Source organism: Streptomyces sp. NPDC018000 (assembly GCF_044328025.1).
GTDB lineage: Bacteria > Actinomycetota > Actinomycetes > Streptomycetales > Streptomycetaceae > Streptomyces.
Genome location: NZ_JBIRGM010000068.1, coordinates 1 through 1,013, shown reverse-complemented (window position 1 = coordinate 1,013; position 1,013 = coordinate 1). Strand labels below are relative to the sequence as shown.

Genomic DNA, 1,013 nt, shown 5'->3' with positions numbered 1-1,013 from the left:
GGCAGCGCCTGGTCAGGTCTTCCACGATCAGCACCAGCCGGGTCCAGACCAGCCCGGACAAGCATCACACCTGCGGAGTTCTTGTCCCTCGGGGATACGGCTCCGCAGACGGTGCAGGTGTAGGTGCGCTCTCCCAGCGGCAGTGCGTGCTTGGCTCTCGCTCCGCAGTGCGCGCAGTCCATCGTGGAGTACGCAGGGTGGATCAGGTGCACGGACCGTCCGTGCTTGCGGCCCATCTCGATCAGGGCCTGTTTGGTCGCGCCGATGGCGGCGTCAGCGGCCTTGCGGGCCATGGTGGTCCGGCTGAGAAACTTCGGCTTGAAGTCCTCGACAGCGAGCGCGTCATGGTCGCGGACAACCCTCTTGGCCCACTTGCGGGCGGTGTCCTGGCGCTGCCGGGCCACCTTCTTGTGCAGCCTGGCGCGCAGCCGCTTCGCCTCGCGGTACCCCTTCGACCCGGCGTGGCCCTTCTTCGGCTTGCGTCGGGCCATCATCCGGTCGTACCGGGTCAGCTTCTCCCTGGCCTTGCGCCCGTGCCCGGCGTGGGGGAGGTCATGGGCACTGCTGGTGGTGGTCGCGGTCTCCTTCACACCCCAGTCGATCCCGATCACGCACCCGGTCCGGGGCAGCGGCCGGATCTGGGCGGGGACGACAAAGCTGGCGTACCAGTGCCCGATACCGTCCTGATAGACACGCACGGACGACGGGTCGGCGGGCAGCTCCCGCGACCACACCACCGTCAGCACAACGCCTCCGGCCAGATGCAGTTTCCCGCCGTTGAGCCGGAAGCCGCGCCGCGTGTAGTCGAGGGAGGGCAGGGCCTCACGCTTCTTCTTGCACTTCGGCATCCCGGCCCGGCGGTGCATGGGCAGCCGTTCCCTGATGTCCTTCTGCGCCTTGGCCTTGGACTTCCCGAAATCACGGATGACCTGCTGCTGAGGAACAGAGCTGCCCTCCCGCAGCCACGCAGCACTCTTCCTGGCCCCGGTCAGCATCTTGTCGAGCTGCGCCGG

General features: G+C 67.9%; 1 protein-coding gene. It reads right to left on the bottom strand.

The window, feature by feature from the left end; translation table 11 throughout:
• The coding region (locus tag ACH4EW_RS32475) for an RNA-guided endonuclease InsQ/TnpB family protein (RefSeq protein WP_398263165.1) at window positions 1-1,013 on the bottom strand (1,013 nt) is incomplete at both ends.